Consider the following 22900-nt stretch of genomic DNA (forward strand, 5'->3'; position numbering starts at 1 on the left):
ACCGGCGGCGCCGCGGCGAGGCGCGTCACCGGCCGACGCGGGCGCGGCAGGACCGGCGGGGAATCCCGGAGTGACGAGCGTCACCACGCGTCTTCGCTCCCCATGTCGACCGAACGCCGTGCGCCGGGCGTATGCGGGGTGAAGCGAGAGATCCAGGAGTGGCTTTTGACCGTCGAGGAGTTCGAAGAGTTCTACGCCCAGACGGTCGCACGTCTGACCGGGCAGCTGTACGTGATGCTCGGCGACCTGCACGAGGCGCAGGACGTGGTGCAGGAGGCCTTCGTCAGGGCCTGGGCCCGGCGACGGCAGCTGGACCGGGGCGGACAGCCGGAGGCGTGGATCAGAACCGTCGCCTGGCGGCTCGCGGTGAGCAGATGGCGCTTCGGGCGGCGCTCGGCGGAGGCGTGGAGACGGACCGGAGCGCCGGCGGACGTCGCGGGGCCCGGCCCCGGGGAGATCGTCCTCGTGGAGGCCCTGCGAGGGCTGCCGGACCGTCAGCGCCGCGCCGTGGCCCTGCACTACCTGTGCGACCTCACGGTGGAGCAGATCGCCGCGGAGACCGGCATGTCCGCGAGCACCGTCAAGACGCACCTGAGCCGCGCCCGTACCGCACTCGCCGACCGTCTGCAGGACCCACGCATGGAGGAGGCCTCCGGTGCCTGATTCCCACGACCCGTTGCGGCGACTGTTCCAGCAGGCGGCGAACTCCGGGCAGGCCCGCGCCGAGGCCCCGCCGTTCGCCCGCATCGCGGAGCGGGGCAGGCGGGCGAGGCGGCGCCGCCTCGCCGGTCTCACCGCGGCGGCCTGCCTGGTCCTCGGCGGCGGCGCGGCCACGGCCGCCCTGGTGACCGGCCGCCCGGCGCCGACGCCCCCCGCCACCACCCCCTCGCCCGCACCGAGCAGCCGTCCGTCGCCCGTGCCCACCACCCCGCCGTCGGCCACCTCACCGCCTTCGTCGACTCCGACGGCCTCCCTGGGACCCGGCGGCGCCTCCGCGACCGTCACCCGGCCGCCGACCGGCGGAGCCACGACCACCCAGCCCTGACCGGGCCGGCCTTCCCGCGTCCCCCGTCCCGCTCACCCCCGCGCCCGCGCAGTGGCCACGGGGCGGTCGAGCGTGCCCGCGTCCACCCCGAGAGAGTGCCGAATGCCGGTTTCACCGCCCGAGATACGCCAGCCCGCACCCGCGGCTTCGCCCGCCGCTCCCCGCCGCGCCCGCCCACCGGAGTCAGGGGAACCGGGCCCCGCCGCCCCCGCCCGGTGCGGCCCGGCCGGGATCGCGGCGCGCGTCCGACGGGAGCTGCGGCTCCGGCACGGCGACGGGGAGGTGCTCTGCCTCTACCTGGCCACCCGGGCGGGCCTGTGGATCATCGCGTACTGCTCGCGGTGGCTCTTCCCCGCCGACGGCGAGAGGCACGAACCGGCCGGCGTCCTCACCCCCTTCGAGCGCTGGGACTGGGGCCACTTCCTCCACATCGCCCGGGACGGCTACTTCCCCGCCCCCGCCCCAGGCGCCGCCTCCGACGAGGCCCTGGGGGACGACCGCGAGGCGTTCTTCCCCGGATTCCCCCTCCTGCTGCGCGCCGTGCACCTCCTCGTGCCCCACTGGACGGCCGCCGGACTGCTGATCTCGCTCGCCGCCGGCGCTGTCGCCGTCCTGGCCCTGGCGCGCATCGCCCGGCACCACCTGCCCGACACCGACGGCAGCCGCCGCGCCGTGCTCTTCCTGCTCGTCTCGCCCTGCGGGATCTTCCTGGCCGCCGGCTACACGGAGGCGTTGTTCCTGGCCCTGGCGCTGCCCGCCTGGCTCGCCGCGCAGCGCCACGCCTGGGCGGCGGCCGCCACGCTGACCGCGCTGGCCACGACGGTCCGCGTGAGCGGTCTGTTCCTCGCCGCCGGCATCGCCCTCCACTTCCTCCTGGCCGCGCGCGCCGACCGGAGTCACTGGCGCCGACTGCCGTGGACGGCCCTTCCCGCCGTCCCGCCCGCCCTCTACACCCTGTACCTGCACGCCCACACCGGCGACTGGATGGCCTGGAAGCACGCTCAGGAACGCGGCTGGTACCGCGACTTCCACGCCCCGTGGACGGCCTGGTACCACACGTGGGAGTCGGCCTTCTCCCACGGCCAGACGGCGCCCTACGCCTTCATGTTCCAGGCGGAACTCGTGGCGATGACCGTCGGCCTGGTCCTCCTCGGCGTGCTGGTCCGCCGGCGCCGTTGGCCCGAGGCGCTGTACGTCGCTCTCAGCCTGTGGGCCCTGGGCACCTCGTACTGGTACACCTCGATCCCGCGCGCCACCCTCCTGTGGTGGCCCCTGTGGATCGGCCTCGCCCGGTGGGCCCGCCGTACGCCGCGGTTCGCCGGCGTCTATCTGAGCCTGACCGTGCCGTTGACCGTGGTCTTCGCCGTCGCCTTCATGACGGGGCGCTGGGCGGGATGACCCGTCGACACCCGGTCGGCAGGGCCCTGCCGACCGGGGCCGGGGCGGAACCCGCGGCCCCGGCCCGTGAGGCCGGTCGTCAGAATCTGCGGACGACCCGCAGCGAGTCCGTGTACAGATCGCCCTTCTTGCCGTCCTCCGTCTTCCTGCCGTTGAGGATCGACTTCCCTCCGAGGTCGCCCATGGTCGGCCCGTCGGGCGTCTTGCGGCTGGAGACGAAACGCAGACCGCCGTGCTGGTCCTGCCCGAGGTAGATCCCGGTGTGATCGATGACGCCTTCGGCGGTCTCCGGGTCCGCCGGGTCGGAGAGCGTCGCGTCGAAGAAGACCACGTCGCCGATCCGCAGCGCGGCGAGCGAGGGCGCGGCGTTCGTGCCCTTGGCCACCACGACGCCGGGCCCGTGGGCGGACTGGTCCTTGGAGGTCCGGGGTAGATTGCGCCCGTCGAAGTTCTTGAAGGCGACCATCGGGATGCCGAGGTGGTGGCCGTACACCATCCGGACGAAGCCGGAGCAGTCGAGGCAGCCCGCGAACTCGGAGTTCGCCACCGCGCTCTCGCCGCTCGCGGGGAAGGTCCAGTCGCGCCCCATGTACTCGTGGAAGTCGGCCCCGACGGGGCGCACTCCGGCGCCGTCGGGCTTGCTGTACCGGGACTGTCCGAGCACCCGGGCGCCCTGGAGCGCGGGGTCGGTGACCACGGGGGCGTAGGGCCGGTACATCGACGCGTACGCGAGGGCGTCGGGGGAGGTGTCGCCGGCCCAGGCACGGATCCGCTGCTCCAGGGCGGGCGTCCAGGTGCCGTCGAAGGGCGCTGGCAGGAGCCGTACCCACATGTCGTGGCAGACCACCGGCGGGTCGGCCCAGTCGGCCGCGCCGACGACGAAGTCGTAGACCCGGGCCTCCAGGGTCGTCGTGCTGCCGGCCGAGGCGTGCGCCCGGACTCCGCACGTGCCCGTGGCGAAGACCTTGGCCGGATCCTTCTCGGGGTCGCGCACGCTGTGGTGCCACATGTCCTTGGGTTCGTCCGTGCCGTTCCGCCACGCGCGGGCGCACAGGAGGGGCCCCGTCTTCTCGACCCGTACCCACCAGTGGTCGTAGGCCGCGAAGCCGGTGCCGACCGTGACGGCCGGGCCCAGGGTCGTGACGTCGTTGTTCAGCGCCTTCTCCAGGGCCAGCTGGACCTCCCCGGCCGGGGTGACGATCAGACGGGCCCGGTAGTGGTTGCTGACGTCCGTGACGGCGAAGGTGAGGGCGAGGGAGACGGGCGCGCCGGCGGGGACCTTGTCGAAGGAGAAGCGGGCGGCCGCGTCGAGGTCCCCGACGGCCTTGTCGGGGAGCAGGGCGTGGCGGCTGGAACCAGCCTCGGTGCGGTCGAGGAGGATGGCGGCCCGGCCGCTCTCCAGGAAGTAGTTCGTGTCGGGCCCGTTGTACGTCGACCAGGTGCCGCCGCCGGGGGAGGGGCCCCACCCGGTCCTGCCCGCCGGCAGGAGCCGCTGGAAGTCGTCGGCGAAGGGCTTCCTCTGCTCGGTGAACCAGCGCCTCGGTCCGCGCAGCGTGACGGTCGCGGCGCCGGTGGTCAGAGTGGCGAGCACCCCCCGGTCGTCCGACACCTCCAGCAGCGCGGGAGTGCCGGCGATCGTACGGGTCGTCAGCGCACCGGCCGGGTGGGTGCCGAAGTGCCAGGGATCGCACGGGTCGGCCACCATCGGCAGCCGGCCACCAGGGGCTCCCGGCACATCCGCCGCCGTCACGGCCGTCGTCTCACCCGTGACGGTGGCCGTCGGCGTCATCGCCGAGGTCACCGCCGGGGAGGCGAGGGCGGACGGCGCGAGCGGCAGCGAAGCGCCCACAGCGGCACCCGTCAGCGCGGCGAGCGCCGATCTGCGGCTCGGTGTCGCATATGACTGGGACATGGGCCAACCCCCCTGGGTGACATAAGCGTCTGACGTGCGGTGACCTTATCCCCGGCCCCGCCGTGGACGTCCGCCCGCCCCTGCCCACCGGGAGCCCGCACGGGCCGTCACGCCGTCAGGTCCGCACACGGGAGGGGGCTGCCGCCCGGATACGGGGGTACACGAAACCTCTCACCCATCACAGGACAAGGGAGTCGGGCCATGCTGGGCATAGCCGCCGCGGTGCTGTTCGTCATCGCGTTCCTGATCAACGCCGCCGAGATCGCGACCAACGAGGTCTTCACCTCGGCGAACGTCATGCTGCTCGGGCTCACGCTGCTCGCCCTGCACATCGCGGGCATCGGCAACGGGCGGCGCTACGGCCGCGGCCACCGGAGCTGACGTGACCGCGCCCGCCCTCGGGCGGGCGACTTCGACCACTCGACCCACCAGGAGGCAACGATGACCTCGCTCACCCACCTGTACGCCGACACCTCGACCGTGACGGCGGCCGCCGACGCGTCCGCCGCCCCCGCCTGGCTCCACATCGCCGTGATGGCGGTCGCCGCGTTCGTCCTCGTGTACAGCCTGGCCAGGCACAACAGCTGAGACCCGTCTGTCCGGTGCTCCTGGCGTGGCACGGCCGGCGGGACGGCCGCCACGGCTAGGTTGCGGACCATGACGACGTCGGAGCCAGGAGACCAGCACCAGCCCGCCGAGTCGGCCGACGCCCGCGAGGCGCGCAAGGCCGTCGAGGCCTACCTGCACCGCGCCCGGACGTCCGGCCTGCCCGGACGGACGGGACAGCCCGGGCAGGGCGACGCGGAACACTCCGCCGACCGCCCGGAACGCGGCCCGCTCCGTGCGGGTGCCCCCCTCGACGATCGCGTCGCCGACGCCGTCGCCCGCGAAGCATGGGACGCGGTGAACGCGGCGACGCCGCCTCCGCCGTCACCGGTGGACGCCCAGGGCCGCGGCGGCGCACACGAGGGAGCGGCCGACGAGCCCGCCGAAGTCGCCGAGCTCCGGCGGCGCGCGGCCGCCATCGCCCGTGGACTGAGGGAGTTGGGCTGCCACGTGGACGAGACGCTCCTGCCCGGCCCCGACATGGCGGCCGGGTAGAGGGGGCCGCCCGACGAGCCGGAACGCCGGCGAACGGGCGCGCCCCGGCCGTTGAAAACCGGCGACGCGGGGCAGACGGCTTCCATGATCACATGTGACCGGGCCGTCGACGGCCGTGAGAGCCGACCATGAGCTCCCCCACGAAGCGGGTCGGGCGGACTCCGCGCAGGACCGCCATGAGCTCCCGCACGAAGCGCGTCGGGCGGGCTCCGCGCAGGACCGCCTTCAGCATGCGGCAGTTGATCCTCTTCTTCGGGCTCCTCGCCATCGTCCTGAGCGCCACCGGGCTCGCCCTGCGGCTGATCGCCCGAGCGGCCCAGCAACACCCCGCCACCGCCGTGGCCGCCGCGTCCGGACTCGTCCTGACGGCGGTCCTGCTCCGGCGGGCCCGCCGCGGCCGGACCCGTCGCGGGCAGGCCCAGGGTGTCCCGGCCCCTCGCGGGGGGATCCGCCGGGGCCCGGGCCGTCGCGTCATCAGGCGGCCCGACTCCGTGCCCGTCGCCGCCGACCCCGTTCTCCCGGCGGACGGGCCGTACCCAGGGGAACCCGCGCTGGAGGAGCCGTACCCGGGGGAACTCCCGGCGGACGAGCCGTACACGGAGGAAGTGGCAGCCGTCGAGCCGGGCGCGCCGGAGCTCTTGGTGGAGGAGCCGGACGCGGCCGAGGTTCCCCATGTCGACGGGGCGATACCCGTGGTGGAGGAGACTCCGCCCGCCCTCGCGGCGGACGACTACGCCGCGATGGACCCCGACACCTTCGAGCAGGCCGTCGCCGCGCTCTGCGCCCGTGACGGCTGCCGGGACGTCGAGGTCGTCGGCGGCGCCGGAGACCTCGGCGCCGACGTGATCGCCACGACACCCGACGGACGGCGCGTCGTCATCCAGTGCAAACGCTACGGGCCGATCAACAAGGTCGGCTCCCAGGACGTCCAGCGGTTCGGCGGCACCTGCTTCGCCGTGCACGGCGCGTCCGTCGCCGCCGTCGTCACCACGGGCGGGTTCACCCAGCCGGCAGCCGAGTACGCCGAACAGTGCGGCATCCTCTGCTTCGACCACGAGGCCCTGGCCGCCTGGAGCGAGGGAAGCGGCCCCGCGCCGTGGGAGACGGCCGTGCAGCCGGAGGCGCCGTGCTGACCCGCGCGGACACGCGCTCCACCGCTCGGACCCGCCGGCCCGCGATGATCGGGACGGTGGGGCAGACTGGACGCGACGACGACGAAGGCTCCCCGCGACGAGGAGCACAGGCCGGACGCACCGACGTGCCGGCACCGGTGGCCACGAACGCGAGCACGACGAGGTGGGCGACGTGACGGGGACGAGCGGCGAGGACGACCAGGACCGTGGCCGGGAGGACCTGCTGCGCGGCCTCAGCGTGGACGAGACCCGGCCCGAGCAGCCCGTGCTGCTCAGCGCCGCCGGCGACCCGATCCGCACCTGGCAGGAGAACTACCCCTACGACCGCAAGGTGCGGCGGGGCGAGTACGAGCGGGCCAAGCGGATCCTGCAGATCGAGATGCTCAAACTGCAGCGCTGGGCCAAGGACACCGGCGCGCGGCTGGTCGTCGTGTGCGAGGGCCGGGACGCCGCGGGGAAGGGCGGCACCATCCAGCGGTTCACCGAGCGGCTCAACCCCCGCGGCGCCCGGATCGTCGCCCTGGACAAGCCCACCGAGCGCGAGGCCGGGCAGTGGTACTTCCAGCGCTACATCGCCCACCTTCCCGGCCCCGGTGAGATCGTGTTCTTCGACCGCTCCTGGTACAACCGGGCAGGCGTCGAGCGGGTCATGGGCTTCTGTACGGACGAGGAGTACGAGCTGTTCCTCCGCCAGTGCCCCCAGTTCGAGCGCATGCTGGTCGAGGACGGCATCCTCCTGCTGAAGTTCTGGTTCTCGGTCTCGCGCTCCGAGCAGCGGACCCGGTTCGCGATCCGCCAGGTGGACCCGGTGCGGCAGTGGAAGCTCTCGCCGACCGACCTGGACTCGCTCGACCGCTGGGACGACTACACCGCCGCCAAGGTCGCCATGTTCAGGGCGACGGACACCGTTCACGCGCCCTGGACGGTGGTCAAGAGCAACGACAAGCGGCGGGGCCGCCTGGAGGCGATGCGCAGCCTGCTGCGGCGCATCGACTACGCGAGCAAGGACCACGAGGCCGTGGGTGAGCCCGACCCGCTCATCGTCGGCGCGGCGGACACCCTCCTGGAAGCCGGCGAGGAGACCTCCGCCCTCTCGCCCACACCCCTCGCCCCCGGGCGCAAGGGCCCGGGAGAGCACCCCGGGACCGGTGACGACCGGCGCTGACCGGCCCCGATCGCGCCGGTGCCCCCGACCGTGCGGGAACCCGGCACCGCGCGGGACGGGTACGCGCCGTGAACTGCCGCAGCCGACTGCCGCCTTGGCCGGGTCCGGAGTCCTACCGTCGGTCCCGGCGGACAGCTCCGGAACGGCCGTGGCTGCGCCTTTCGCACCGGGAGTGCCCATGAAGAAGAACCGGCTGGCAGCGGGCGGCGCGGCGGTGGTGATCGCCGCCGGCATCGCCGTCGGCGCGGCGGCGCCGGCGAGCGCCGCCTCGGCCGAGCGGATCGGCTCCGTGCAGGAGCTGCACACCCACCTGGCGAAGGCGGTGGAGCTGGAGGCTGCCCAGGCGGGCACGCTCGGCGACCCGGTCGGCCAGAAGGTCACCGAGTCGGTCGAGAGCTGACGGCGGTGGGCACCGTGGGAACCGCGCCGCGCGACGGCCGGCCCGTCGGAGCGGAGCCCGGCCGGGAGGACGGGCCCGAGCAGGCCCCCCTCACCTGGTGTCCGAGCGGGGCCGCGGACCGGCCCGAGTCCCAGGTGCTCGGGGTGCGTTCCGGCGAGGACGGGCAGGTCGTGTACCTGGAGCGGCCGATCCCGGCCGCCGAGGCGCTGGGCGCCGTTCCGGCGGGCATCGAACCGACCCGGGTGCTGAGGTTCGCCTCGCACTGCGTGTCCGCCTGTGCGCACCGCCGGGGCAACGACTGCACGCTCGTGGAGCGCGTGCGGACGCTGCCGGCGGCCCGCGAGGAGCGGTCGGTCCCACGGTGCCACCTGCGCAGCCGGTGCCAGTGGTGGCAGCAGACGGGGGTGTCGGCCTGTCACCGCTGTCCGGCCGTGACGACCGCGACCTTGCGCGAGGACGCTCTCGCGACGCTGGTCGCGGACCCCGCCACCACTCCGGAACAGCTCACCGCGTGGATCGCGGCCTCTCCGGACGGTCCCGCGTCCGACGGGCCGGACGGCGACGGACGGGCGGCGGACCGGGACCGGTGAACCGCGCCGCGTCCGCCGCGATCCGGGGACACGGGTGACCGCGCCACCACGCACCCACGCGACGGCCGGTGCGTCCGGGAAGAACCTCTTCCTGGACGCGCCGGCCGTTTTCGCGTACGTGCCCGTACTGGCCGTTCCGTGCCGTACTGGCCGTACTGGCCGTGCTGTCCCGTGCCGTGCTGTGCCGGCGCGACGGGAGGCGGCGGGCCCCGCCGGGCGACAGCCGCCGGGCGGCGGGCGGGGGCGCCTCGGCGTCGGCGCCGTCGGCCGCCGTCCCCTTCCGCGCCGCGGACTCCCGGGCCGCCGCCTCTTCGGACCACGCGTCACGAACCACGCGTCACGAACCACGCGTCACGAACCACGGATCAGGGCCCCGGGGTCACCGGCGGCCCGCCGAGCAACAGCGAGGGGCCCCGCGCCACGGCGCGGGGCCCCCTTCTCGGCTCGTGCGGCCGCGTCACCCCGGGGGGCCCGGGTCGGCATCGGCCAGCGCCAGGGCGGCGTGGTGCCCCGCCGGAGCGAGGACGTCGCTGAGGGTCCAGCCCGGTGGAGCGGTCGGGATCGCGCCGGCGCCCACGTAATCACCCGCCGGGTCCGCGGAGAGGCCGACGCCGGTCCCCTTGAGGTAGGCCTCCTTGCGGGTCCAGACGCGGGTGAAGGCCAGGGGCCGCTCGGAGGCCGGCAGGACGGCGAGTTCGGCCGCCTCCCGGGGGTGCAGCACGTCGGCGGTCTCGGCGATCGCCGCCGCGTCGGGGACCGGCTCCACGTCCACGCCCACGGGGGTCGACGCGAAGGCGAGCAGACTCAGGCCCGAGCAGTGCGACAGGGAGAAGTGCAGGGCGCCGCCGGGCAGCACGGGCCGCCCGTGCGGTTCGTCGCAGTGCGCGCACGGGGCGCGCTCCACGACCACCTCCCGGGCGGGCAGGCCAAGGTACGCGCCGAGCAGCCGGCGCAGCGCGACGTGCGCGCAGACGTATCCGTCCCGGTCGGCGGACCGTACGAACTCGGCGGCGCGGGCGAGCTCCACGGAGTCCAGCGTGCCGGGGGCGTGCCGGGCGGCGTGCGCCCGGTACTCGGTGGTGTCCACCAGCCACAGCCCCGGCCCCGCCGGGGTGAGGGCGGCGGTGGCGGGGCCCGCGCCGGACAGCCGGCGGGGTACCAGCAGCCGTCCGGTGGTGAGTGCGGCCATGTCGGATGCCTCCAGTTCGGATGGGCGGGTCACACGGGCGCGGGGGCCGGGCCCTCGGCGGTCGGGTCGGGCCGTTGCCGCAGCGCGAGGAACGCCGCGACCGGGGACACGGCGGCGATCGCCCCGCACAGCAACCACGTCTGCTGTACGCCGAGCAGCAGCGAGAGCGAGCTGAACACGGCGATCGACAGCGGGGCGGTGCCGATCCCGGCGAGGGCGAGCGTGGACATCGCCGCTCCCATACGGTCGGCGGGAGCCGCCTCCTGGTAGAGCGTCACGATCGCCGGGCCGTTGAGCCCGGACAGCAGGCCGACCGCCGCGGCCACCACCGTCAACGACAGCGGCGTGGCCATCAGCGCCATCACCGTGATCCCCACGGCCAGGCCGGCACCGGTCACCACCAGCCGGACGAAGACCGGGATGCGGTGCGCGAAGGCCGCCCCGAGCGCGCTGGAGCCGAGCGCCCCGACGCTGAAGGCCGCCAGCACCATGGCCACCGCCCCGACACCCCAGCCGCGCTGGTGCACCAGCAGCGGCAACGCGACCTCGGCGGGCCAGCTGAACGCCATGTCCAGGCAGAGGGAGGCGACGAACATCCAGCGCAGCCGCGGATGCCGGGCCAGCAGGCGGAAGCCGTCGCCGGACCGGCGCACCAGCGACGGGCCGCCGCGCCGGCGGTCGGGCCGGGTGAAGCCGTGGGTGACGTAAAGGAGGCAGCCGAGCCAGACGACGCCGGTGACGGCGGCCGCCACGAGGGCCACCCACAGCTCGCCGACGGTGATCAGCCAGGCGCCGGCCGGAGCGCCGAGGATGGGGGCGACCCGGAGCACCATCGCGTACGCGGAGTTGGCGCGCGCGAGCTGACCGCCGGCGGCGAAGCGCGGCAGCAGCATCCCGGACGCCGGCCCGGCCAGCCCGAGCAGCATCCCTTCCGCCAGGGCGATCGCGACCATGGGCCACAACTGGTGGGTGGTGGCGGTGACCACCGCGCCGAACGCGAGCAGGACCGCGCGTGCGCTGGTGGTACGGAGCAGGACGAACCGGGGCCCCAGGGTGTCGGCGACCGCCCCGCCGAAGACGAGCATCAGGGCGCGGGGCACGGTCGCCGCCAGCATCAGCAGCGTGACCGCCCGGGTGCCGCCGATCTGCACGGCCGTCCAGTTCATCGCGATCAGCAGGCCGAAGCTGCCCAGCTGCACCGCCGCCTGGCCGCCGACGAGCGCGCCCACCCTGCCCCAGGGCACGGCGGCCGTCGGCCCCGGAACCGGGGGGACGGTCGCGGCGGAGGCGGTGGGCGGTGGCGAGGTCGTGGTCATGAAGAGGTCCTTCGGGTGGCGGATGGCTGAGGGAAGGCGGCGGTGACGGCTCGTACGCCCGCCCGCTCGGCGGCGTGGGCCAGGGTGGACGGACCGGCCGGCGTGCCGACCACCCGGAGCTCCAGACGGCCGCCCAGGTGCGCCCTGCCCGTGCGGGCGAGCCGCCGGGCCACGGCTTCTCCGGCCGCCCGGGCCGCGACGGCCGGGGCGCCGGGGGCCACCGATATCCCGGGCAGGGAACGGTCCGGCAGGAACCGGGCCCGGACGGCGAAGCCGGGGCCCGTACGGCCGGGTGGCGGCCCCGCCCCGTCGCGGCGACCGAGCGGCCGGCCGCCGTGCCCCCGGCCGGCCCGTCGTGCGGGCCTCACGGGCTGCTCGGGGGGCCGGGGAGCGGGCCGCTCGCCGAGTCGGGAGCGGGCGAGGGGGCCCGGCGACGAACGCGGCCCGGGGAGGCGGTGGGCGCCTGGCCGGGTCATGGCCGGGGTCCGGCCGGGACCGCGGGCGGTGCGGCGAAGGCGGCGGTCGCGGGCGGCCAGAGGTCGGCGCGGCTCAGGGCCGACGGACTGTACTGCCCCAAGGCGCTGACCAGCAGCCGGAGTTCCAGCGCGAGGGCCTCGGCCAGCCGTTCCAGACCGTGTTCCTGGTCCTCGTCCACGGCGAGCAGCGCCGCCCGGCCGAGACCCACGGCGGTGGCGCCGAGGGCGAGCGCGCGGACCGCCCTCCCGCCCTCCCACATCCGGCCGGAGGCCAGCAGGCTCGCTCCCTCGGGGCGGTCGACGAGCCCCAGGCAGGTGGCCAGCGGCAGCCCGACCCCCTCCAGGAACACCCGGGGCGCCCAGCCGGTGCCGCCCTCCGCGCCGTCCACCGTGACCGCGTCGGCCCCGGCGGCCCACGCCGTGGCGGTGGCGGTGGCGATGTCGCGGCCCGGGTGGAACTTCACCCACGTACGGGCCAGGGGGAAGTTGTTCCGCATGAAGCGCAGTTGCTGGCGGACGATCTCCTCCGTGAAGGTGCCCGGGGTCGCGCAGCGCAGCCGCACGCCGTCCGGACCCAGCTCCTCTCCGAGGGCGAACTTCCCGGCGGCGGCCAGCCGTTCGGCCTCCGCCGGGCCGACCACGGTCATGCCGCCCAGGCCCGGCTTGGCGCCCTGGCCGATCTTCAGCTCGAAGCCGAGCCTGCCCGAGTCGCGCAGGGCCCGCGAGGCCGGGTCGCTGTAGAGGAGGTTCCACACCTCGGAGTCGGCGTCCTCGGTGGACTGCTGCACCACCACTCCGCCGCGGCCTTCGGCCGCGGCCTCCGTGTACGCCTCGACCCGGGCCAGCAGGACCGAGCGGTAGCCGTGCACCGGCACCATGTTCTCGCCGACGACCATCGGGATGCCGAGTCGGCCCGCCTGGCGGGCCGCCGCCACCGCCAGGTCGCCACTGCCGGCCCGGGTCGAGCCGAACGCGGAGAGGTAGAGGGGGAGTTCGGAGGCGAAGCCGCCGATGCGGGTACGCAGGTCCACGTCACCGTGGCCGGGCTCCCGGCCGAGTTCGATCAGCTTCTCGAGCCGCCGCGGCATGAACACCGGCGGCGCCAGCCGCAGCGCGTCCAGCTCGTCGGTCCCGGGGGCACCCGTGGCCCCGGCGGGGGCGGAGTCGTCGGGACGGGCGCCGAACAGCCCCGTCCCGTACTCCCCGGCCGGGGGGAAGACCTCCGCCGCGCCCCGCCGTGCCCGTGCCCGTACCGACTCCTCGGGGAAGCCGCCCGCCGTCAGAGAGGTGGTGCTCACGGCGCGATCACCCCCGGCAGCTTCGGGTAGGCGCTGACCTGCCAGAGAGCGTCCAGGCCGGTCAGGAAGCGGACCAGGCGCTGCAGACCCATGCCGAAGCCGGCGCTGGGGGAGAGGCCCTCGCGGGCCAGGTCCAGGTACCAGGCGTACTTCGCCGGGTTCTCTCCGCTCTCCCGCATCCGGGTCACGATCGTCGGGTAGTCGGCCTCCCGCTCGCTGCCGCTCACCAGCTCACCGAATCCGCCGTGCGCGATGAGATCGAAGTTGCGCAGCACGCCCGGGCGTTCGGGATCCTCACGGTCGTAGAACCCGCGTGAGCCCTTCGGGTAGTCGTTGACGAAGAAGGGGCAGCCTGCGTCCAGGGACAGGATCCGCTCGGCCTCCCAGTCGATCTCCCCGTCCGGGCTCTGGGCGTGGCCCAGCGCGGCCAGCCGCGCGACCGCCTCCTCGTGCGTGCACGCCTCGAACTTCCCGGCCCGTAGCTCGGCGAACTCCCCTTCCTCGCGGCCCAGTTCCCGTAGCACGTCGGGCACGGCCGTCCACACGTGCTCCACCACGCGGGTCAGCAGCCCGGCGGCGATCTCCTGGGCCTCCTCCCGGCTCGCGCCGGCCATCTCCACGTCGATCTGGTGGAACTCCACCAGGTGCCGGCCGGTGCTCGCGGTCTCGGGCGGCTCCACCCGGACGTTCGGGGCGATGTAGAACAGTCGTGGAAAGCCCCGCAACGACGCCTGCTTGTACAGGATCGCGCTGGTCATCAGCTTGTACGGGCGGCCGTAGTAGTCCACGTCGAGAGCCTTGGCGCCCCGGCCGCCGGGGTCGGTGACCGGGCCGATCAGCGGGGGAAGAAGCTCCGTGAACCCCTCGCCGCGCAGGAACTCCCGCGCCGCGTGGAGCGCTTCCTGCTGGACCAGCATCGCGGACCGCAGGCGCGGGGACGCCAGGTGCTCGCCGAGGGAGGGAGGGGCCGGAGCGGGGGTGGGGGCGCATTCCATGTCGTCTACTCCAGAAGGTCGGGACGGTGGGGCGACGTCGGGCACGGGAATCGGCAGGCAGGCTCGGGAGAGGGCGGTTCAGTCGGTGACGGGGGTGTCGTAGCGGGCCGCGACGCCGTGCAGCGCGGTCAGCAGCCCGTCGGAGGTCAGGGGGGTCCGGCCCCCGGGGGCCGCGTACGGCGCCACCGGCATCGCCCCGGTCTCCGCCCAGCGCAGCCGCCCTCCGGCGTCGACGAAGCTGCGGGAGCGGCCCGCGTTGTCGGGGTGCAGGCAGTACGGCACGTCCAGCACACCCCGCGCGAAGGCGGCGCGCAGGGCCCGCCCGATGTCGGTGCCGAGTTCGAGGACGGCGTCGACGAAGGCCCGGGCCTCGCGGTACACCTCGCTGTCCGCCCCGGCGGCCGCATCGGCCGTCTCGGCCGCGCCGAGGCGGGAGCGGGCGGCCGACTCCGCGCTCGCCGCGGCCGTCTCCAGCGCGCGGACGTTCTCCCGGACGGTCGGGATCCGGTGCGCCTCGGCAGCCGTCTTGACGATCAGCCGCTGCGCCCCGGCGTGGACCGCGAGCCGGGCGGAGTCCTCCAGGAGCCGGGTCGCGCCGGCCGCGGTGCGGGGGAACACCCCCATGTACGTGTAGAGCACGACGTGCCGGTCGGTGTCCGGGGGCAGGAGTTCGGCGGCCAGCCGATGGAGGGCGCGTACGGCCTCGGCGTCCTGTGCGGCGTCCGTCTGCTGGGCGTAGCCGAGCGAGACGCTGCGGATGCCGTGCCGGGTGAAGAACAGCCCCTCCAGCACGCTGAGCGCGACGAGCAGCCCCGGCGGGCAGAGCTGTCCGAGCATGCAGCCGCCGAAGCTCTCCACGTGCGGCATGCGGGGCGCGGGCACCAGGGCCGCGAGGAGTTCGCAGGCCCGTGCCCAGTTGTCCACCGACTCGGCGAGCGGGGTACGGCCGTAGGGCAGGCAGTAGGAGACGGGACCGCCCTCGGTGGCGTCCAGGCCGACGGCGGCGAGGGCGCGGACGATGGCCTCCGGCCGGGAGGAGCCGTGGCGCACCTGCACCGGGAAGCCGGGGCCGAGGATGCCGTCGAGCATGGCGCGGGTCCGCTCGGCGGGGTGGGCGGCGATCGGGTAGCCGTTGAGCTGGACACCCTCCACGAGGGCCGCACGGGCCGCCGCGTGGTCGCCGACGCGGGTGTAGCTGTCGATGGTGAGGGTGCCGACGGTGACCGCCGCCGCGGCCCGGGTGCCGGCCAGACCGGCCCGCATCCGGCCCGGGTCGGCGAACCCCATCCGGGGCTGGACCACGAGCCGGCCGGCGGCCGCGGCCCGGGCGACGAACCCGCCGAAGGAGAGCGGCCCGGGCCGGTCGGGGGAGGGGGACGCGTCGACGGGGCGGCGGCTGCCGTCCCTGCGACCCTCCGGCGCCGCGAGGAGCACTCCTGCCGTGCTCATGCCCGGCTCCGCGCTGCCGCCGGCACGCGCCCGGCCGACACGGAACCGGCGGACAGGAGACGGCTGGTCACGGGGCCGGCCGGGGCGCGCCCGGCGGACACGGGGCCGCCGGACACGGAACCGGCCGGCACGCGCCCCACGGGGACGAGCGCCGCCGCGAACGCGCGCAGGGCCTCGGCGTCCCCGTCGTCGAACACGGCGGTGCAGCCGGCCGCCAGGAGCGTGTCGCGCCGGGCCGGGTCGGCCTGGCCGGCGACGCCCAGCTTGCCTCCGACGACTACCGGGACCCGAACTCCGGCGGCGCGCAGGGCGCGGACGGCGGACAGGCCGTCGCGGTAGCCGTGGCCGTTGACGCTGCTGATGACGACCAGCTCGGGACCGGGCTCCGCACAGGCCGCCACGAGCAGGTCGTCGGGGACGCAGGGGCCCAGGCCGGTGACCCGATGGCCCTGCTCCTCCAAGAACAGCCGCAGGTAGACGAGATTCCAGGTATGGGAATCCGACGCCGTACCGGTCAGCAGTACCTTCAAACTCCGTCGTCGCATGCTCACAATATAGGAAGGGAAAAGGGCGGGAAGGGGAAGTTGTGGCGGCAGAAAGGGCGGAACGAAAAGGGGCGGAAAAACACCGAGCCGCGGTCCGGAATTCTCCGGACCGCGGCTCGTGGTCGTCATCGCTTTCGTCGTGTTCGTTCTCGCCTTCGCCTTCACGTTCGCGTTTGCGCTCGCGTTCGTCGGTGAAAGCCGTGCCCGGGTGGGCGCGGGAGGATCAGGCGTACTGGGCGAGCAGGCTCTTGGGCCGGATGTCGGTCCAGTTCGCCTCGACGTAGGCCAGCGCCTCGTCCCTCGGGCCGGCCCCCCACGCACTGTCCCAGCCTGCGGGGATCTCGATGAACGCCGGCCACAGCGCGTGCTGTCCCTCGGCGTTGACCACCACGTGGAAAATGCCCTCGGTGTCGTCGAACGGGTTCGTCATGACAGACTCCTCAATTTCTCGGAAAGGATACGGCCGATCACCGCAAGGGGCTCGGGTTCGCCCATCCTGGTGTGGATGACGTCGATGGTGTGTTTCTCCACGGCTCCCTCCACGAAAGGGAGCCAGGCTGTGCAGAGATTGTTCTCGGGGGCGCCTTCTCCCTGCGCCGCGAAGAAGAGCATGTCCGCCTTCACCGGTCGCGGCGCGTAGAGGTTCATGATTTCGGCGTGGTCGATGGAAGCGCCGATCACCGAGCGGATCTCGCCGTCGGAGAATCCGCCCAGGACCGGATCGGTCTCCCGGACGAGTCCGATCAGCCCCTCCACGTCGAACGGGGCGTCCTCGGGCTCGTCGGTGGCGTCGCCGACCAGCATCTCCCGCTTCTGCGCGGGGGTCATCCGGCGGCGCTCCGGCTCCGTGGGCAGCAGGTGGACGTCCATCATCGCCAGCAGTTCGGTCCGCTCGCCCTGTTCGGCCAGCCGCACCGCGAGGGCGTGCGCGACGGTTCCGCCGAACGACCAGCCGAGGAAGCGGTACGGGCCGTGCGGCTGGACGCGCCGGATGCGCTCCAGATAGTCCTCGACCATCTCCTCCACGGACCCCGGGCTGTGCCCGAGTTCGGAGAGGGCACGCGCCTGGATGGCGTACAGCGGCTGGTCCGGGCCCAGGTGCCGGGCCAGGCCCACGTACGACCACCCCACGCCCGTGCCCGGGTGGAGGGCGAACAGCGGCCTGCGTGTACCGCCCGGCTGGAGGGGCAGCAGCACTCCCATCGGATCGAAGCCCGACGGCTCGTCGGCGAGCAGCCCGGCCGGCGTCGGTGTGCGGAAGAGGTCCCGTACGCCCAGCTCCAGGCCCAGTGCCGTGCGCATCCGGCTCACCAGCCGGACGCCGAGCAGTGAATGCCCGCCCAGCGTGAAGAAGTTGTCGTCGATCCCTACGCCCCGGACGCCGAGCACGTCCTCGAAGAGGCCGCACAGCACCTCCTCGCGAGGAGTCCGCGGCGGGCGCCCGGACGGGGCCGCGGCCGGCGCGGGCGCCGGCAGCGCCTTGCGGTCCGGCTTGCCGTTCACGGTCAGCGGGATCTCGTCGAGCAGGACCGCCGCGGCGGGCACCATGTGCTCCGGAAGCTCACCGGCCGCCCAGCGCAGCAGCTCCTCGCCGCTCAGCCGGTGTCCGGCGCGCGGCACCGCGTACGCCACCAGCCGCTTCCCGCCCGGCCCGTCGTCGAAGACGACCACCGCGACCCGCCCGACGCCCGGATGCCGGGTCAGGGTCTCCTCGATCTCCCCGGGCTCGATCCGGAAGCCGCGCAGCTTGATCTGGCCGTCCGCCCGGCCCACGAAGCGCAGTTCGCCGTCGGCCGTCCAGTGGACCAGGTCGCCGGTGCGGTACATCCGGCTGCCGTCCGCGGCGAACGGGTCGGCGACGAACCGCTCCGCGGTCAGCCCCGGCCGCCCGAGGTATCCCCGCGCCACCTGCGTGCCCGCGAGGTACATCTCGCCGGCGACCCCCACCGGCACGGGCCGCAGACGCTCGTCCAGGACGTGCACCCGCGTGTTGTCCAGCGCGGCGCCCAGGAACACCCCCGGCAGGGTGCGGCAGCCGGTGTCCAGGCGCTGGTGGTGCGAGGCGAACGTCGTCTCGGTCGGCCCGTAGCTGTGCACCAGCACCGTGTCCGGGCAGTGGTCCAGGACCCTCTGGAGGGCGGCCGGGGAAGCCACGTCCCCGCCGGTCCACACCTCGTCCAGCAGCTTGAGCGTGTCGAGGCCCTCGTCCGCCATGATGTGGAACAGACCCATCGTGAAATAGGCCGCGGTCACCCCGTGGGCGCGGATCGCGTGGTCGAGTTCGGCCAGATCCGTTCCGGAACCGGGCGCGAAGACCAACTCGCCCCCGTTCAGCAGCGGTACCCACAGCTCGTACGTGGAGGCGTCGAAGCCGATCGCCGAATGCACCAGCATGCGACGGTGGTGGGAGTGGTTCCAGCACCGGTCGGTGACCAGCTCCACCACGTTGCGGTGGGTGACGCCGACGCCCTTGGGCCGGCCGGTCGAGCCCGAGGTGAACATCACGTACATCAGGGCGTCCTCGCCGACCACCACCCGCGGGTCGGTGCGCCGGCAGCCCGGCACCGGCGTGTCCGCGGACAGCACCCGTACCCCCGCGGCCAGTTGCCGCGCCACCGGAGCGGCGTCCGCGTACTCCTCCTGGGTGACGAGCACCCGTGCCCCCGTGTCCTCCATGATCATGGCGATCCGGGACTCCGGCAGCCGGGGATCCAGCGGGACGTACGCCGCCCCGCACTTCAGGGCCGCCAGCGCCGCCACCAGCAGGTGCGGCGTTCGGTCGAGCAGCAGCCCGACCGCGCCGTGCGGCCGTGCCCCCGCCTCGATCAGCCGGTGCGCGAGGGCGTTCGCCCGGGCGTTCAGCTCGGCGAAGGTCAGCGTCTCGTCCTCGTACCGGACCGCCACCGCGCGTGGGGTGCGGCGTGCCTGCTCCTCGAACCGCTCGTGCACCAGACCGGGCAGCACGCGGGGCACCGCCGTGTCGTTGTACCGCACGAGCAGGCGGTCCGCCTCCTCCGCCGACAGCAGCGGCACGTCACCGATCCGTGCCTCCTGGTCGGCGGCCACCACCCGCAGCAGGCGCGTCACGTGCGCCGCCAACTGGGCCGCCGTCCCCTCGTCGAAGAGGTCCCGGGCGTACTCCAGCACCCCCGCCAGGCCGGCCGGGGCGCCGGAGGCTTCCCGGGTCTCCCGCAGCGCCAGTGTCAGGTCGAACTTCGTGAAGCCCGACTCGGCGCCCAGCGCCGTGCCGGCCAGCGGCGAGTCCCGCGGGGCCGACCGCTCGGCCGGGTGCACCTGCACCATCACCTGCACCAGCGGGTGGTGGGCGGTGGACCGCACCGGGTTCAGCCGCTCCACGACCAGGTCGAAGGGGATCTGCTGATGGGCGAAAGCCGCCAGATCGGCCTCCCTGACCCGCTCCAGCAGCTCGGCGAAGGACGGGTTCCCCGACGTGTCGGTGCGCAGGACCAGGGTGTTCACGAAGAACCCGACCAGCTCGTCCAGCGCCTGGTCGTCCCGGCCCGCGACCACCGTGCCCAACGGCAGGTCGGTGCCCGCCCCGTGCCGGGTCAGCACCGCCGCGAACGCCGCCTGCACCACCATCAGCAGGGTCGCGCCGTGCTCCAGGGCCAGCGCCTCCAGCCGGGCGTGGACGTCCGCGTCCACTCCCGGGACCGGCGTGGCGCCGCCGCGGTGCGTGGCCTCGGCCGGCCGCGTCCGGGCAGGCGTCAGCTCGAGGACGGGCGGGGCGCCGGCCAGCCGGTCCCGCCAGAAGGCGGTCTGTTCCGCCGCCTCCGGGCCCTCCAGCATGTGCCGCTCCCACAGCGTGTAGTCCGCGTACTGCACCGGCAGCGGATCCCAGGAGGGCGCGGCGCCGCCGAGGCGGGCCGTGTAGGCGGCGGCGAGATCGCCCATCAGCGGCCGCGCGGACCAGCCGTCGGCGGCGATGTGATGCACGAGGAGCACCAGCACCTGCCCCGCCGGTCCGGACACCGGTCCGCCGGCTCGCCCCGGCTCCGGGACGGTCTCGATCAGCCACGCGCGGAACGGGATCTCCCCGGCGAGGTCGAACACATGCCCCGCCGCCGCGTCCACGGCGGCCTCCACCCCGTCCGGCCCCGTCCGCACCACCTGAAGGACCGGCCGGGCGTTCTCCCTTACCTCCTGGTGAGGCCGGCCGTCGACCGCCGGGTACACCGTGCGCAGCACCTCGTGGCGTTCCGCCGTGTCGGCGAGCGCCGCGGCCAGGACGTCCGGGTCCAGCGGCTGGTCCGGCCGCAGCACGAACGGGATGTTGTACGACCGGCTCGGTCCCTCCAACTGGTCGACGAACCACAACCGTCGCTGCGCGTACGAGAGGGGGAGCCGCTCCGGCCTCTCCGCGCCCGGTACGGCCGTCAGCCGGGGCCGCCCCCCGGCTCCGTCGCCCGCCGCCGCGCCCCGCACGCCCGGCCCGCCGTGCGCCGTGGCGGGGAGCCGGGCGGCCAGCCGGGCCGGGGTCGGGGCGAGGAACAGGTCCCGCAGCCGCAGGTCCGCCCCCAGCACGGCCCGTACCCGGTTCATCAGCCGCACGCCCGCCATCGAATGACCGCCGACGGCGAAGAAGTTGTCGTCCGGGGCCACCTCCACACGGCCGGTGATCTCCGCGAAGATCCGGCACAGGGCGGCCACGGCCGCCGGATCGGCCGTCACCACCCCGGCAACGGCCTCGGACCCCTCGGGCGCCTCGGGTCCCGCCGTCCGCGCCGGGCGGGCGGCCAGCACCGCACGCTCGTCCTCGGACAGCAGGGGCAGGGAGCGCACCGGGGCGTCCTCACCGTCCGCGAACCGGGCCAGGGCCCGGACGTACACGTCGAGCAGCAACCGCGCCGTGGGCTCGTCGAACAGGTCCTCGGCGTAGGTCCACCACAGCTCCAGACCGCCGTGGCCGGGACGGGCCACGACGGTGACCGCGAGGTCGAACTTGGCGGCGTCGAGGCCGGTCTCCTCGTACCGGCCGCTGAGCGTGTCGCCGATGCGTACCGCCAGCGGGTCCGTCCCGGCCTCGTCCTCCCGCACCGCGAGGGTCACCTGGAACAGAGGGTTGGCGCCGGGCGCCCGGCGGGGGTTGAGCAGCTCCACCAGCCGGTCGAAGGGCAGCTCCTGGTGCGCGTACGCGCCCAGCGCGGCCTCCCTCGCCCGGGCGACCAGCTCGGCAGGGCCCGCCTCCCCCGACACGTCGGTGCGCAGTACGAGGCTGTTGACGAAGAAGCCGACCAGATCGTCGAGGGCCTCGTCGGCGCGGCCGGCCACCGGTGTGCCGATCGCCACGTCGGGGCCGGCGCCACAGGCGTCCAGGGCCGTGGCCAGGGCCGCTTGCGCCACCATCAGCAGACTGGCGTCCGCTCCCGCGGCCCGCGCCGCGAGGCGCGCGTGCGTCTCCCCGTCCAGCACGGCGGTCAGGGTGCCGGCCCGGCCGCTCGGGGAGGCCGGCCGGGGCCGGTCGGCGGGCAGGTCCAGCAACGGCGGCAGCCCGGCGAGCGCGTCCCGCCAGTAGGCGGCGAGCGCGGTGTCGTTCTCCAGCAGCTCCTGCTGCCACAGGGTGTAGTCGGCGTACTGCACCGGCAACGGCTCCCAGCCGGGCTCCCGCCCGGCGAGCCGCGCGTCGTAGGCGGCGCCGAGGTCGCGCAGCAGCGGGCCCACCGACCAGCCGTCGGTGGCGATGTGGTGGGTGAGCAGGACCAGCGCACCGCTCCCGTCGCCCGGCAGGAACAGCGCCGCGCGCAGCGGGAGTTCGGTCTCCAGGTCGAACGTGCCGGAGGTGAACCGGGCGATCTCGGCGGCCAGATCGCCGGGCGCGCAGGAGCGCACCGCGAACTCCGCACGCGGCCGGTCCAGCACGTGCTGGCGCGGCTCGCCCGCGTCGTCCGCCGGATAGAGGGTGCGCAGCACCTCATGGCGCTCCACCACGTCGTGGAGGGCGGTCTCCAGCGCCTCCCGGTCGGGGACGGAGTCCAGGCGGACCACCAGCGGAAGGTTGTAGGTCGGGGCCGGGCCCTCCAGACGGTGGAGGAACCAGAGCCGGCGCTGGGCGAACGACAGGGGCACCCGGTCCTCGGGCGCCGCCGCCCCGAGGGCGGTGACATCCACGGTCGCCCCCGAGGACAGGGCCGGCAGCAGCTCGCGGACCTCCGGCCCTTCGGCGGCCCCGGTCGCATCCGTGCGCAGGGCCGCCAGCAGGGCGACCGCCCGGCCGATCCCCGGCCCGCCCTCGCCGCCTTCCCCTCCGCCGGCATCCGCCGGCCCCTGTGCCCGGTCGGCGCGCAGGGCCACCGCAAGGGCCAGCTGCCCGTACGTCATCCGGCGCTCACCGTGCACCAGCGCGACCCGCTCCGGACCGGCGGCGACCTGCGCGTCGAACCGGTCCAGGGGGCCGGGCCCGGGGGCGGCAGAGGCGGGGGGAGCGGTCGAGGGCATCGCGTGGCCTCCAGGTGAGGGCTGAGGGGGACCGGGACCGGGTTCTCCTCCCGACTCCGCGCCACCACGCTACGAGCGCCGGCACCCCCCGGCGGGCAGTCCCCGCGGCAGCTCGCGGCGACGTCGCTGCCGCCCGGAACTGCCCCCCCGAGACCGGGGACCGCCGCGCCGGACGCGGACCGCGGGCGGGCCCGGAGCCCGTGCGAACGCACACGTGTGAGCCCGCCCGAGGACGGGCGGGCTCACACGGCAGAGCGGCGGGAGACGGCCGCAACGGCCGCGTGGCGGAGGCCGGTCGCCGCGACCTCGTCGGCGGGGACGGGTCCTGCGGCGGGCCTGCCCCGCGCCCTGCCGCCCCGCGACGGGCCGGGCCCGGAGCGGTGGTTCCCGAGGCCGGAGAGTCATGGCGGGCCTCGGCGGTCCCGCCCCCCA

Annotated in this window: 21 protein-coding genes; 10 read left to right on the forward strand and 11 right to left on the reverse strand. The window is 75.0% G+C overall.

Going from position 1 to position 22900, the window contains the following annotated elements:
• Positions 1 to 165 precede the first annotated feature (165 nt).
• The 3 genes from ACZ68P_RS15625 to ACZ68P_RS15635 all read left to right on the forward strand — a co-directional run bounded on the left by ACZ68P_RS15625 (position 166) and on the right by ACZ68P_RS15635 (position 2443).
• The gene (locus ACZ68P_RS15625; protein ID WP_471006304.1) at positions 166 to 663 is read left to right on the forward strand and encodes a SigE family RNA polymerase sigma factor; all 498 of its coding nucleotides are present in this window, start codon (positions 166 to 168) and stop codon (positions 661 to 663) included.
• On the forward strand, positions 656 to 1045 hold the full coding sequence (locus ACZ68P_RS15630) for a hypothetical protein (protein WP_471006306.1): 390 nt from the start codon (positions 656 to 658) through the stop codon (positions 1043 to 1045). Before ACZ68P_RS15625 ends, ACZ68P_RS15630 begins: the two co-directional genes overlap by 8 nt.
• A 102-nt stretch (positions 1046 to 1147) precedes the next feature.
• A complete protein-coding gene (locus tag ACZ68P_RS15635) occupies positions 1148 to 2443 on the forward strand; it encodes a mannosyltransferase family protein (protein ID WP_471006307.1) in 1296 nt (431 codons plus the stop codon).
• Positions 2444 to 2522: 79 nt separating this feature from the next.
• Here the strand turns inward: ACZ68P_RS15635 and ACZ68P_RS15640 are convergent, their stop codons facing one another.
• Complete coding sequence (locus ACZ68P_RS15640; protein ID WP_471006308.1) at positions 2523 to 4355, reverse strand: C40 family peptidase; 1833 nt, start codon at positions 4353 to 4355, stop codon at positions 2523 to 2525.
• Positions 4356 to 4556: 201 nt separating this feature from the next.
• Here ACZ68P_RS15640 and ACZ68P_RS15645 point away from each other — a divergent pair, with 201 nt between their 5' ends.
• The 3 genes from ACZ68P_RS15645 (at position 4557) to ACZ68P_RS15655 (ending at position 5456) form a co-directional block, all read left to right on the forward strand.
• Positions 4557 to 4736, forward strand: a complete 180-nt coding sequence (locus ACZ68P_RS15645) for a hypothetical protein (protein ID WP_471006311.1) — start codon at positions 4557 to 4559, stop codon at positions 4734 to 4736.
• Positions 4737 to 4796: 60 nt separating this feature from the next.
• Entirely contained in the window at positions 4797 to 4943 is a 147-nt protein-coding gene (locus ACZ68P_RS15650) for a hypothetical protein (RefSeq protein ID WP_471006312.1), read from the forward strand.
• Positions 4944 to 5012: 69 nt separating this feature from the next.
• The gene (locus tag ACZ68P_RS15655; RefSeq protein ID WP_471006313.1) at positions 5013 to 5456 is read left to right on the forward strand and encodes a hypothetical protein; all 444 of its coding nucleotides are present in this window, start codon (positions 5013 to 5015) and stop codon (positions 5454 to 5456) included.
• A gap of 88 nt (positions 5457 to 5544) precedes the next feature.
• Here ACZ68P_RS15655 and ACZ68P_RS15660 read toward each other — a convergent pair whose 3' ends face one another.
• Positions 5545 to 5688 (reverse strand): hypothetical protein, encoded by a 144-nt coding sequence (locus tag ACZ68P_RS15660; protein ID WP_471006315.1) that lies wholly within the window; start codon positions 5686 to 5688, stop codon positions 5545 to 5547.
• Here ACZ68P_RS15660 and ACZ68P_RS15665 point away from each other — a divergent pair.
• The 4 genes from ACZ68P_RS15665 to ACZ68P_RS15680 all read left to right on the forward strand — a co-directional run bounded on the left by ACZ68P_RS15665 (position 5687) and on the right by ACZ68P_RS15680 (position 8744).
• Positions 5687 to 6589: a restriction endonuclease gene (locus ACZ68P_RS15665; protein WP_471006316.1), complete on the forward strand. Its 903-nt coding sequence runs from the start codon at positions 5687 to 5689 to the stop codon at positions 6587 to 6589. The two genes, ACZ68P_RS15660 and ACZ68P_RS15665, sit on opposite strands and share 2 nt — an antisense overlap.
• 172 nt (positions 6590 to 6761) lie before the next feature.
• The gene (ppk2, locus tag ACZ68P_RS15670) at positions 6762 to 7754 is read left to right on the forward strand and encodes a polyphosphate kinase 2 (RefSeq protein ID WP_471006318.1); all 993 of its coding nucleotides are present in this window, start codon (positions 6762 to 6764) and stop codon (positions 7752 to 7754) included.
• A gap of 178 nt (positions 7755 to 7932) precedes the next feature.
• Positions 7933 to 8154 (forward strand): hypothetical protein, encoded by a 222-nt coding sequence (locus ACZ68P_RS15675; protein ID WP_471006319.1) that lies wholly within the window; start codon positions 7933 to 7935, stop codon positions 8152 to 8154.
• A 14-nt stretch (positions 8155 to 8168) separates the two neighbouring features.
• Positions 8169 to 8744: a hypothetical protein gene (locus ACZ68P_RS15680; protein ID WP_471006321.1), complete on the forward strand. Its 576-nt coding sequence runs from the start codon at positions 8169 to 8171 to the stop codon at positions 8742 to 8744.
• A 457-nt stretch (positions 8745 to 9201) separates the two neighbouring features.
• Here ACZ68P_RS15680 and ACZ68P_RS15685 read toward each other — a convergent pair whose 3' ends face one another.
• The 9 genes from ACZ68P_RS15685 to ACZ68P_RS15725 all read right to left on the reverse strand — a co-directional run bounded on the left by ACZ68P_RS15685 (position 9202) and on the right by ACZ68P_RS15725 (position 22468).
• On the reverse strand, positions 9202 to 9933 hold the full coding sequence (locus ACZ68P_RS15685; RefSeq protein ID WP_471006323.1) for a 4'-phosphopantetheinyl transferase family protein: 732 nt from the start codon (positions 9931 to 9933) through the stop codon (positions 9202 to 9204).
• Between the two features lie 29 nt (positions 9934 to 9962).
• A complete protein-coding gene (locus ACZ68P_RS15690; RefSeq protein ID WP_471006326.1) occupies positions 9963 to 11249 on the reverse strand; it encodes an MFS transporter in 1287 nt (428 codons plus the stop codon).
• Positions 11246 to 11617 carry a hypothetical protein gene (locus ACZ68P_RS15695; RefSeq protein WP_471006329.1) on the reverse strand — a complete coding sequence of 124 codons (372 nt, stop codon included), beginning with the start codon at positions 11615 to 11617 and terminating at the stop codon, positions 11246 to 11248. Before ACZ68P_RS15695 ends, ACZ68P_RS15690 begins: the two co-directional genes overlap by 4 nt.
• Positions 11618 to 11721: 104 nt before the next feature.
• Positions 11722 to 13023 carry a glutamate synthase-related protein gene (locus tag ACZ68P_RS15700; protein WP_471006330.1) on the reverse strand — a complete coding sequence of 434 codons (1302 nt, stop codon included), beginning with the start codon at positions 13021 to 13023 and terminating at the stop codon, positions 11722 to 11724.
• A complete protein-coding gene (locus ACZ68P_RS15705; protein ID WP_471006332.1) occupies positions 13020 to 14018 on the reverse strand; it encodes an asparagine synthetase A in 999 nt (332 codons plus the stop codon). Before ACZ68P_RS15705 ends, ACZ68P_RS15700 begins: the two co-directional genes overlap by 4 nt.
• A gap of 78 nt (positions 14019 to 14096) precedes the next feature.
• A complete protein-coding gene (locus ACZ68P_RS15710; RefSeq protein ID WP_471006335.1) occupies positions 14097 to 15467 on the reverse strand; it encodes a methylaspartate mutase in 1371 nt (456 codons plus the stop codon).
• Positions 15464 to 16012, reverse strand: a complete 549-nt coding sequence (locus tag ACZ68P_RS15715) for a cobalamin B12-binding domain-containing protein (RefSeq protein ID WP_471006337.1) — start codon at positions 16010 to 16012, stop codon at positions 15464 to 15466. Before ACZ68P_RS15715 ends, ACZ68P_RS15710 begins: the two co-directional genes overlap by 4 nt.
• A 223-nt stretch (positions 16013 to 16235) precedes the next feature.
• Positions 16236 to 16442, reverse strand: coding sequence for an MbtH family protein (locus ACZ68P_RS15720; RefSeq protein ID WP_471006339.1), 207 nt, complete (start codon positions 16440 to 16442; stop codon positions 16236 to 16238).
• Complete coding sequence (locus ACZ68P_RS15725) at positions 16439 to 22468, reverse strand: amino acid adenylation domain-containing protein (RefSeq protein ID WP_471006341.1); 6030 nt, start codon at positions 22466 to 22468, stop codon at positions 16439 to 16441. Before ACZ68P_RS15725 ends, ACZ68P_RS15720 begins: the two co-directional genes overlap by 4 nt.
• Positions 22469 to 22900 lie beyond the last annotated feature (432 nt).

Source organism: Streptomyces sp. NPDC036822, from assembly GCF_055609145.1.

Excerpts from the sequence above, each read along its gene's own strand:
- ACZ68P_RS15690 (WP_471006326.1), bottom strand. The coding sequence starts at position 11,249 with ATGACCACGACCTCGCCACCGCCCACCGCCTCCGCCGCGACCGTCCCC.
- ACZ68P_RS15710 (WP_471006335.1), bottom strand. The coding sequence starts at position 15,467 with ATGAGCACGGCAGGAGTGCTCCTCGCGGCGCCGGAGGGTCGCAGGGAC.
- ACZ68P_RS15645 (WP_471006311.1), top strand. The coding sequence starts at position 4,557 with ATGCTGGGCATAGCCGCCGCGGTGCTGTTCGTCATCGCGTTCCTGATC.
- ACZ68P_RS15655 (WP_471006313.1), top strand. The coding sequence starts at position 5,013 with ATGACGACGTCGGAGCCAGGAGACCAGCACCAGCCCGCCGAGTCGGCC.
- ACZ68P_RS15675 (WP_471006319.1), top strand. The coding sequence starts at position 7,933 with ATGAAGAAGAACCGGCTGGCAGCGGGCGGCGCGGCGGTGGTGATCGCC.
- ACZ68P_RS15660 (WP_471006315.1), bottom strand. The coding sequence starts at position 5,688 with ATGCTGAAGGCGGTCCTGCGCGGAGCCCGCCCGACGCGCTTCGTGCGG.
- ACZ68P_RS15715 (WP_471006337.1), bottom strand. The coding sequence starts at position 16,012 with ATGCGACGACGGAGTTTGAAGGTACTGCTGACCGGTACGGCGTCGGAT.
- ACZ68P_RS15650 (WP_471006312.1), top strand. The coding sequence starts at position 4,797 with ATGACCTCGCTCACCCACCTGTACGCCGACACCTCGACCGTGACGGCG.
- ACZ68P_RS15725 (WP_471006341.1), bottom strand. The coding sequence starts at position 22,468 with ATGCCCTCGACCGCTCCCCCCGCCTCTGCCGCCCCCGGGCCCGGCCCC.
- ACZ68P_RS15685 (WP_471006323.1), bottom strand. The coding sequence starts at position 9,933 with ATGGCCGCACTCACCACCGGACGGCTGCTGGTACCCCGCCGGCTGTCC.
- ACZ68P_RS15720 (WP_471006339.1), bottom strand. The coding sequence starts at position 16,442 with ATGACGAACCCGTTCGACGACACCGAGGGCATTTTCCACGTGGTGGTC.
- ACZ68P_RS15635 (WP_471006307.1), top strand. The coding sequence starts at position 1,148 with ATGCCGGTTTCACCGCCCGAGATACGCCAGCCCGCACCCGCGGCTTCG.
- ACZ68P_RS15665 (WP_471006316.1), top strand. The coding sequence starts at position 5,687 with ATGCGGCAGTTGATCCTCTTCTTCGGGCTCCTCGCCATCGTCCTGAGC.
- ACZ68P_RS15640 (WP_471006308.1), bottom strand. The coding sequence starts at position 4,355 with ATGTCCCAGTCATATGCGACACCGAGCCGCAGATCGGCGCTCGCCGCG.
- ACZ68P_RS15705 (WP_471006332.1), bottom strand. The coding sequence starts at position 14,018 with ATGGAATGCGCCCCCACCCCCGCTCCGGCCCCTCCCTCCCTCGGCGAG.